Origin of the sequence: Streptomyces sp. NPDC013187, assembly GCF_042899705.1 — a bacterium.
GTDB classification, from domain to species: Bacteria; Actinomycetota; Actinomycetes; order Streptomycetales; family Streptomycetaceae; genus Streptomyces; species Streptomyces hawaiiensis_A.
The window spans coordinates 118,284-127,006 of record NZ_JBIBAF010000007.1; the positions used below are offsets into that span (position 1 = coordinate 118,284).

Here is an 8,723-nt window from a genome sequence, read left to right on the forward strand (position 1 = left end):
GACGCAAAAGCCTAATGGTCGCCGGGACGGACTCGTCCGCCCCGTTCACTCCGTGGATGCCCGGACCGGCTTACGGCCGCCCCTGCCGCCCCGGCCAGGACGTCCTCGCGTACCCGCAGGAAGTGACCGAGCGGGTCGTCCGACACCCGGTCCCAGGGGAAGGAGGTGGCGTACGGGCCGTTCATGCGCAGCTGTTCGGCGGCGTCGGGCCAGCGTTCCAGGCGTGCCAGGACGAAGATCAGCAGGTTGCGCATCCGGGCCGGCCAGGGGTCGGCCGCCGGCAGCAGCGGTGACAGCGCGATCGCCCGGTCGGCCGCCGCGTCCAGTCGCTCGCGCGGCACCTCGGGCCCGCACCGGTCGGTGAGGTAGCCGAACGCCGCCCGCAGCGGCAGGGACTGGACGAGCGCGTCGGCGGGAGCGTCCTGGGCGGCCCGGTCGGCGAAGTCGAAGCACTCGTGGTGCGAGCCGTGCCAGTAGGTGGCCAGGTAGCGCAGGGCCGCCACATGGCAGCCGTAGTGGTGCGGGGCTCGGCGTACGGCCGCCGCCCAGAGCTCCTCGAAGTACGTGTGTCCGGCCTGTGCGCCCCGGGCGTGGTCGAGCGCGAGCCGCCACGGCACGGGGTCCCGCTGGTCGCTCCGGGCGGCCGCCGTGATCAGCGGGCTCACCTCGCGCAGCAGCTCGGCCCGGGCCGGTGACCGCCAGGCACGGTCCACCGCCAGCTGGGCCCCGACCAGCAGCGCGTCGGGATCCTGCGGGGCGATGGCGAGCCAGGCGTCCAGCCACTCCGGCCGCGAGTGGGCGAACGCGGCCAGCCGGGTCACGTACCGGTCGCGCCGCTCCCACTCGGCGGACGCGCGGGTGGCGAAGAGCAGGGTCGCTGCCGGCCCGTGCTCACCCCGGGCGGCGGCGACCAGCGCCGGACTCAGCCGGGCGTCGGGCGCGTCGAGCAGCACCTCGTCGTCGGCGCACGGCTCGCCGACGAGGTGGGGGGATGTCCTTGCCATCCGGCTCGCACGGATGAACGGGAGCTGCATTGCCATCGTGCCGACCATTGAAAGTCGGCAGGTCATGACGGCGCCAGACTGTTCATGGAACCTACGGAAAGTTGTACATCCGATGGTCAAGAGAGCGTAAAACCGTGACAGTTCAATAACTGTGGTCACACCAGCACCATCAGTTGCGGCGCAACAGCCGCGTCGCCCCCGCGGCCACCGTGGTCGCCAGGATCCAGCCCAGCAGGATCATCGCCGTCGCCAGCCACTGCCAGGCCCCCCGCAGCTGCCAGAAGCCCACCTGGCCCAGGTCGATGACCGGCAGCAGCAGATCGAGGGTGAAGAGCGTGGGGTTCCACTCCGGATGCTCGCCCCGCTTCATCGGCGGATGGCCGGCCTGTGCGAAGGCGAGGGAGCCCGCCGCCCACAGCACCGCCATCCACACCGCGGCCCGGCCCGGCCGGTATCCGTAGGCGACCGTCCAGTCCTGCGCGTAGCCCCACAGCTTGGCCGCCATCGGCAGGCTCTCGCGGTGTCGGCGCTGCTTGGCGAGCAGCACCTCCCGGGCGTCCTCGTCCTCCCCGCCGGCCCGCAGCACGGACGCGAGACGCTCGTACGGCTCCGGGTTGTACTCGGCGGTCGCCGCGGCCACCCAGTCCAGCCGCTCGGCCAGGGGGAACGGCCCGCGCGGCACCAGGTTCTCGTAGGCGAAGCCGCCCATGTGCAACCGTCCCGGGCCCGGCCAGGCGTCCGCCCGGTCCATCAGGTTGACGACCTTCGCGCCGGACAGCACCACCCGCCCACGCACCGGCTGCTCCCCGAGGAACCGCAGCTCCGGCGTCTGCACCCGGCGCAGCGACAGCTCCTGGTCGTCCGTGAGGGTGAACCGGGCCCGCTCGAAGTCGACGGCGTCGCCGAACCGGCCGTCGTCCAGCCGGATGCCGCCCTCGCAGGCGAAGCGCTGGATCCGCGTCCCCTGCGCCGGGGTCATCCCGCTCATCGCCTGGGCCCCGACCCCCGCCGGCGTCAGATAGAGGCTGCGCTCGACGGTCAGCTGCGGGGCGTTCAGCGCGAGCCGCTCGTAGGGGTTGGACAGGCGCGCCCCGCGCAGGCTCAGGGAGACGCCGACGGTGGCGGCGCGCAGGCTCAGCTCGCCGTGCGACGCCAGCAGCTCGGCCTGTAAGTCCTGGCCGACGGTCATGCCGTCCGCGGCGATCGACCGGCCGCTGTGGTCCCGGTGCACGATCGCCTGGTTGAGCATCAGGTCCGTGCCGATCTGCGCGTCCGTGAGCCGGATGCCGTGGTGGAAACGGCAGCGCGGCAGATGCAGATCGCCCTCGGTGTGCACCCGGGCCGCCTCCAGCCGGGGCACCGAGCAGTCCACCATCCGCAGGGTCGTGAAGCGGGCCTCCGGCAGCAGCACGTCCTGCTCGAAACGGCACCGGCGCATCTCCACGTACGGCACCACCGTGCCCCCCGCGAGGTCCAGTGAGCCGCTGATCTGCACGCCCATCAGCTTCAGCGACGACACGCGCCCGGCCAGCGCGGGCGGGCCGTCGAGCAGCAGCCAGCACACGATCCGGGCCCGCACGGTCCGCTCCGAGCCCCAGGGGTGGCCGCCGTGCGGATCGTCCACCACGGTGTCACCGCTGCTCAGGTCGTACACGGTGCCGTTGCGAAAGGCCTGCCACATGCCGGCCTCGGCCGCGGTCAGGTCCTCGGGCAGCTCCCCGGCACGCACGCCGGCCCCCTCGGTCACAGCGCTTCCTTCCTCCCCGGGTACTCGCCGGTCACTTCGTCGTACACCTGTTCATGCCCGCTGCGTGACCCCCCGAACACACCACGTGAGGGTGATGTCCCGGCTTCCTGCGCCGTTCTGTATCAGCCATTGATACGCGCGAACGACGCCTCACCCGGGTCTGAGAGAATTGAGCACGTGATCTCCCGAATCGATCTGCGCGGCGACGCCCTCGTCGAGGGCCCCGCCCTGCGCGACCTGCTGCCCCGAGCCGACTTCGACGTTGCGGCCGCCCTGGAGAAGGTGCGTCCGATCTGCGAGGACGTGCATCATCGGGGCGACGCGGCGCTGATCGACGCCGCCGAGCGGTTCGACGGGGTCAGGCTCGACCAGGTGCGCGTGCCCGCCGCCGCGCTCACCCGCGCGCTGGAGGAGCTCGACCCGGCCGTGCGCGCGGCCCTGGAGGAATCCATCCGCCGCGCCCGGACCGTCCACCGCGCGCAGCGCCGCGAGACCCACACCACCCAGGTCGTGCCCGGCGGGACCGTGACCGAGAAGTGGGTGCCGGTGGACCGCGTCGGGCTCTACGCGCCCGGCGGCCGGTCCGTGTACCCGTCCTCCGTGATCATGAACGTGGTGCCCGCGCAGGAGGCCGGCGTCGGGTCCGTCGCGCTCGCCTCGCCCGCCCAGGCCGACTTCGGCGGCCTGCCGCACCCGACGATCCTCGCCGCCTGCGCGCTGCTCGGCGTCGACGAGGTGTACGCCGCCGGCGGCGCCACGGCCGTCGCCATGTTCGCCTACGGCACCGAGTCCTGCGCGCCCGCCAACATGGTCACCGGCCCCGGCAACATCTGGGTCGCCGCCGCCAAGCGCTACTTCACCGGCAGGATCGGCATCGACGCCGAGGCCGGCCCGACCGAGATCGCGGTCCTCGCCGACGACACGGCCGACCCGGTGCACGTCGCCTCCGACCTGATCAGCCAGGCAGAGCACGATCCGCTGGCCGCCGCCGTCCTCGTCACCGACTCCGTCGAACTCGCCGACGCGGTCGAGAAGGAACTGGAGCCGCAGGTCGCCGCCTCCAAGCACGTCGACGACCGGATCGTCCCGGCCCTGTCGGGCAGGCAGTCCGCGATCGTGCTGGTCGACGGCGTCGACGAAGGCCTCAAGGTGGTCGACGCGTACGGCGCCGAGCACCTGGAGATCCAGACGGCCGACGCCGCCGCCGTGGCCGACCGCGTCCGCAACGCCGGCGCGATCTTCATCGGCCCCTGGGCCCCGGTCTCCCTCGGCGACTACGCGGCCGGCTCCAACCACGTCCTGCCCACCGGCGGCTGTGCCTGCCACTCCTCGGGCCTGTCCGTCCAGTCCTTCCTGCGCGGCATCCACATCGTCGACTACACGCGGGACGCGCTGGCCGAGGTCGCGCACCACGTGGTGACGCTGGCGGAGGCGGAGGACCTGCCCGCGCACGGCGCGGCGATCAAGGCGAGGTTCGACTGGAAGGTTCCCCAGGGCAAGTGAGCGACGTACGCATCGACGATCTCCCCGTACGGGACGAGCTGCGCGGCAAGTCCCCCTACGGCGCGCCCCAGCTGGACGTCCCCGTACGGCTGAACACCAACGAGAACCCCTACCCGCTGCCCGAGCCGCTGGTCGAACGCATCACCGAGCGGGTCCGGGAAGCCGCCAGGAACCTCAACCGCTACCCCGACAGGGACGCGGTCGAGCTGCGCACGCGGCTGGCCGAGTACCTCACCGACACCTCCGGCCACGAGGTCGGCCTCGCCAACGTCTGGGCGGCCAACGGCTCCAACGAGGTCATCCAGCAGCTGCTCCAGACCTTCGGCGGCCCGGGCCGCACCGCCATCGGCTTCGAGCCGTCGTACTCGATGCACGGCCTCATCTCGCGAGGGACGGGCACCGGCTGGATCTCCGGCCCCCGCAACGAGGACTTCACGATCGACCTCGCCGCCGCCGAGAAGGCCATCGCCGAGAACCGGCCGGACGTCGTCTTCATCACCACCCCCAACAACCCCACGGGCACCGCCGTCCCGCCCGAGACGGTCCTCGCGCTGTACGAGGCCGCACAGGCGGCGAAGCCCTCGATGGTGGTCGTCGACGAGGCGTACATCGAGTTCAGCCACGGCGACTCGCTGCTGCCGCTGATCGAGGGCCGCCCGAACCTCGTCGTCTCCCGCACCATGTCGAAGGCGTTCGGCGCGGCGGGCCTGCGCCTGGGCTACCTCGCGGCGCACCCGGCCGTCGTCGACGCCGTCCAGCTGGTCCGGCTGCCCTACCACCTGTCGGCCGTCACCCAGGCGACCGCCCTGGCCGCCCTGGAGCACACCGGCACCCTGCTGGGCTATGTCGAGCAGCTCAAGACCGAACGGGACCGCCTGGTCACCGAACTGCTCGCAATCGGCTACGAGGTGACCGCGTCGGACGCGAACTTCGTACAGTTCGGCCGGTTCGAGGACTCCCACGAGACCTGGCGGAAGATCCTCGACCGGGGCGTCCTGGTCCGGGACAACGGCGTGCCCGGCTGGCTGAGGGTCACCGCCGGAACCCCCGAAGAGAACGACGCGTTCCTCGACGCGGTACGTGAACTGAAGAAGGAGCAGAGCGCATGAGCCGCGTAGGCCGCACAGAGCGGGTGACCAAGGAGACCTCGGTCCTCGTCGAGATCGACCTCGACGGCACCGGCAAGACCGACATCAAGACCGGCGTCGGCTTCTACGACCACATGCTCGACCAGCTCGGCCGCCACGGTCTGTTCGACCTCACCGTGAAGACCGAGGGCGACCTGCACATCGACTCGCACCACACCATCGAGGACACCGCCCTCGCCCTCGGCGCCGCCTTCAAGCAGGCCCTCGGCGACAAGGTCGGCATCTACCGCTTCGGCAACTGCACGGTCCCGCTGGACGAGTCCCTCGCCCAGGTCACCGTCGACCTGTCCGGCCGCCCCTACCTCGTGCACACCGAGCCCGAGAAGATGGCGCCGATGATCGGCGAGTACGACACCACCATGACCCGGCACATCCTGGAGTCCTTCGTGGCCCAGGCGCAGATCGCGCTGCACGTGCACGTGCCCTACGGGCGCAACGCGCACCACATCGTGGAGTGCCAGTTCAAGGCGCTCGCCAGGGCCCTGCGCTACGCGTCCGAGCGTGACCCGCGCGCGGCCGGCATCCTCCCCTCCACGAAGGGCGCCCTGTGAACGGCACCTCGACCCTGCTGATCGTCGTCGGTCTGTTCCTCGTCGGCGGGATCTACTCCTTCGTCAAGCAGAAGATGCCCAAGGGCCTCATCGTGCTGCTGTCCATCGGCGCGGCGATGTGCCTGGCGGCCGGTGTCGTGAGGCTGGAGGTGTGGAATTGAGCAGCCCCCTGAAGACGCCGAAGAAGGTCGTCGTCTTCGACTACGGCTTCGGCAACGTCCGCTCCGCCGAACGCGCCCTCGCGCGCGCGGGAGCCGACGTCGAGATCACGCGTGACTACGACAAGGCCATGAACGCCGACGGCCTGCTGGTGCCCGGCGTCGGCGCGTTCGCCTCCTGCATGACGGGCCTGCGCGAGGCGCGCGGCGACTGGATCGTCGACCGCCGGCTGTCCGGCGGCCGCCCGGTCATGGGCATCTGCGTCGGCATGCAGATCCTCTTCGCACGCGGCATCGAGCACGGCGTGGAGAGCGAGGGCCTCGACGAGTGGCCCGGCTCGGTCGAGCCGCTCCAGGCCGACGTCGTGCCCCACATGGGCTGGAACACCGTGGAGGCGGCGCCCGGTTCGCAGCTGTTCGCCGGCCTCGACGCGGACGCCCGCTTCTACTTCGTGCACTCCTACGCCGTCCACGACTGGTCGCTGGAGACGCACAACCCGACGATCGAGGCCCCCAAGGTCACCTGGTCCACGCACGGCAAGCCGTTCGTCGCGGCCGTCGAGAACGGCGCCCTGTGGGCCACGCAGTTCCACCCCGAGAAGTCCGGCGACGCCGGAGCCCAGCTCCTCACCAACTGGATCGGAACACTGTGAGCAAGCTCGAACTCCTCCCCGCCGTCGACGTCCGTGACGGCCAGGCCGTCCGTCTGGTGCACGGCGAGTCCGGCTCGGAGACCTCCTACGGCTCCCCGCTGGAGGCCGCCCTCGCCTGGCAGCGCTCCGGCGCCGAATGGCTGCACCTGGTCGACCTGGACGCCGCGTTCGGCACCGGCGACAACCGCGAGCTGATCGCCGAGGTCGCCGGGGCCATGGACATCAAGGTGGAGCTGTCCGGCGGCATCCGCGACGACGACACCCTCGCCGCCGCCCTCGCCACCGGCTGCAGGCGCGTCAACCTGGGCACGGCCGCCCTGGAGACGCCGGAGTGGGTCGCCAAGATCATCGCCCAGCACGGCGACAAGATCGCCGTCGGTCTCGACGTCCGCGGCACGACCCTGCGCGGCCGCGGCTGGACCCGCGACGGCGGCGACCTCTACGAGACGCTGGAGCGCCTCGACAAGCAGGGCTGCGCGCGGTACGTCGTCACCGACATCGCCAAGGACGGCACGCTCCAGGGCCCGAACCTGGAACTGCTGCGCAACGTGTGCGCCGTCACCGACCGCCCGGTCGTGGCCTCCGGCGGCGTCTCCTCGCTCGACGACCTGCGGGCCATCGCCGACCTCGTCCCGCTCGGTGTCGAAGGTGCCATCGTCGGGAAGGCGCTGTACGCGAAGGCGTTCACCCTTGAAGAGGCCTTGGAGGCTGTGTCGTCATGACCGTGCGGCGTGTGCAGAGCGGAAGTCCCTGGGAAGAGTCCGTCGGCTTTGCACGCGCCGTCGAGGCGGGCGACCGTGTGCTGGTCGCGGGCACGACCGCCTTCAAGGGCGACGTGCTCTACGGCGAGGGCGACCCGTACGAGCAGGCCAAGGTGGCGTTCACCACCGCCCTGGAGGCGCTCGGCGAGCTCGGGCTCGCACCCGAGTCCGTGATCCGCACCCGGGTGTATCTGGCACACGCCCGGGACGTCGACGCCGTGGGCCGGGCGCACAAGGAACTGTTCGACGCCGTACGCCCGGTCACGACCCTGCTGATCGTGCAGGGCTTCATCGACTCCCGGGTCCTGGTGTCGGTGGAAGTGGAAGCATTCAGAGGGACACCCTCGGAAGAACACTAGAGGAGCACGATTCATGACCCTGGCGGTCCGAGTCATCCCCTGCCTGGACGTGGACAACGGCCGGGTCGTCAAGGGCGTCAACTTCCAGAACCTGCGCGACGCGGGCGACCCGGTCGAGATGGCCAAGGTGTATGACGCCGAGGGCGCCGACGAGCTGACGTTCCTGGACATCACCGCCTCGTCGGGCAACCGCGAGACCACCTACGACGTCGTGCGCCGCACGGCCGAGCAGGTGTTCATCCCGCTCACGGTCGGCGGCGGCGTCCGCACCGCCGAGGACGTGGACAAGCTGCTGCGGGCGGGAGCGGACAAGGTCGGCCTCAACACCGCCGCCATCGCCCGCCCGGAGCTCATCCGCGAGATCGCCGAGCGCTTCGGCCGTCAGGTCCTGGTCCTGTCGGTGGACGCCCGCCGCACCGACTCGGGCTCCTTCGAGGTGACCACCCACGGCGGCCGCCGCTCCGCCGGCCTCGACGCCGTCGAATGGGCTCACCGGGCCGCGGAACTGGGCGCGGGCGAGATCCTGCTCAACTCGATGGACGCGGACGGCACCAAGGACGGCTACGACCTGGAGATGATCCGGGCCGTCCGCAAGCACGTCACCGTCCCCGTCATCGCCTCGGGCGGCGCGGGCCGGCTGGGCGACTTCCCCCCGGCCGTCGAGGCCGGCGCGGACGCGGTCCTGGCCGCGTCGGTGTTCCACTTCGGGGACCTGCGGATCGGCCAGGTCAAGGAGACGCTGCGGGAGGCGGGCCACCTGGTGCGGTGACGTCGGCCCCGACCGCCCAGAGCCCCGGCCGCGTGCTGCGACCGGGGCTCCGGCATACCCGCTCAGTTCC

10 protein-coding genes are annotated in these 8,723 nt (G+C 71.6%); 8 read left to right on the top strand and 2 right to left on the bottom strand.

What is annotated here, in order from left to right; genetic code table 11:
• Window positions 1–11: 11 nt before the first annotated feature.
• Together ACFY5B_RS16175 and ACFY5B_RS16180 are read right to left on the bottom strand one after the other, a co-directional pair.
• A complete protein-coding gene (locus tag ACFY5B_RS16175; protein WP_389969387.1) occupies window positions 12–1,052 on the bottom strand; it encodes a hypothetical protein in 1,041 nt (346 codons plus the stop codon).
• Window positions 1,053–1,173: 121 nt separating this feature from the next.
• Window positions 1,174–2,751, bottom strand: coding sequence for an oxidoreductase (locus ACFY5B_RS16180; RefSeq protein WP_389969389.1), 1,578 nt, complete (start codon window positions 2,749–2,751; stop codon window positions 1,174–1,176).
• Between the two features lie 177 nt (window positions 2,752–2,928).
• On the opposite strand from ACFY5B_RS16180, the gene hisD reads away from it, so the two are divergent.
• The 8 genes from hisD to hisF are packed head-to-tail and all read left to right on the top strand — an operon-like array spanning window position 2,929 to window position 8,653.
• Window positions 2,929–4,254 (top strand): histidinol dehydrogenase, encoded by a 1,326-nt coding sequence (hisD, locus tag ACFY5B_RS16185; RefSeq protein ID WP_389969391.1) that lies wholly within the window; start codon window positions 2,929–2,931, stop codon window positions 4,252–4,254.
• Complete coding sequence (locus ACFY5B_RS16190; protein ID WP_389969393.1) at window positions 4,251–5,363, top strand: histidinol-phosphate transaminase; 1,113 nt, start codon at window positions 4,251–4,253, stop codon at window positions 5,361–5,363. The genes hisD and ACFY5B_RS16190 overlap by 4 nt, the downstream gene beginning before the upstream one ends.
• A complete protein-coding gene (gene hisB / locus ACFY5B_RS16195; protein ID WP_031107372.1) occupies window positions 5,360–5,953 on the top strand; it encodes an imidazoleglycerol-phosphate dehydratase HisB in 594 nt (197 codons plus the stop codon). The genes ACFY5B_RS16190 and hisB overlap by 4 nt, the downstream gene beginning before the upstream one ends.
• Entirely contained in the window at window positions 5,950–6,114 is a 165-nt protein-coding gene (locus ACFY5B_RS16200) for a hypothetical protein (RefSeq protein WP_003989585.1), read from the top strand. The genes hisB and ACFY5B_RS16200 overlap by 4 nt, the downstream gene beginning before the upstream one ends.
• An 8-nt stretch (window positions 6,115–6,122) precedes the next feature.
• Complete coding sequence (gene hisH, locus ACFY5B_RS16205; protein ID WP_389969930.1) at window positions 6,123–6,764, top strand: imidazole glycerol phosphate synthase subunit HisH; 642 nt, start codon at window positions 6,123–6,125, stop codon at window positions 6,762–6,764.
• Window positions 6,761–7,486, top strand: coding sequence for a bifunctional 1-(5-phosphoribosyl)-5-((5-phosphoribosylamino)methylideneamino)imidazole-4-carboxamide isomerase/phosphoribosylanthranilate isomerase PriA (priA, locus tag ACFY5B_RS16210; protein ID WP_389969396.1), 726 nt, complete (start codon window positions 6,761–6,763; stop codon window positions 7,484–7,486). Before hisH ends, priA begins: the two co-directional genes overlap by 4 nt.
• On the top strand, window positions 7,483–7,884 hold the full coding sequence (locus ACFY5B_RS16215) for a RidA family protein (protein WP_344457040.1): 402 nt from the start codon (window positions 7,483–7,485) through the stop codon (window positions 7,882–7,884). The genes priA and ACFY5B_RS16215 overlap by 4 nt, the downstream gene beginning before the upstream one ends.
• A gap of 13 nt (window positions 7,885–7,897) precedes the next feature.
• Window positions 7,898–8,653, top strand: a complete 756-nt coding sequence (hisF, locus tag ACFY5B_RS16220; RefSeq protein WP_389969398.1) for an imidazole glycerol phosphate synthase subunit HisF — start codon at window positions 7,898–7,900, stop codon at window positions 8,651–8,653.
• The last annotated feature ends 70 nt before the right edge of the window (window positions 8,654–8,723 follow it).

Excerpts from the sequence above, each read along its gene's own strand:
- ACFY5B_RS16175 (WP_389969387.1), bottom strand. The coding sequence starts at position 1,052 with ATGGTCGGCACGATGGCAATGCAGCTCCCGTTCATCCGTGCGAGCCGG.
- hisB (WP_031107372.1), top strand. The coding sequence starts at position 5,360 with ATGAGCCGCGTAGGCCGCACAGAGCGGGTGACCAAGGAGACCTCGGTC.
- ACFY5B_RS16215 (WP_344457040.1), top strand. The coding sequence starts at position 7,483 with ATGACCGTGCGGCGTGTGCAGAGCGGAAGTCCCTGGGAAGAGTCCGTC.
- hisF (WP_389969398.1), top strand. The coding sequence starts at position 7,898 with ATGACCCTGGCGGTCCGAGTCATCCCCTGCCTGGACGTGGACAACGGC.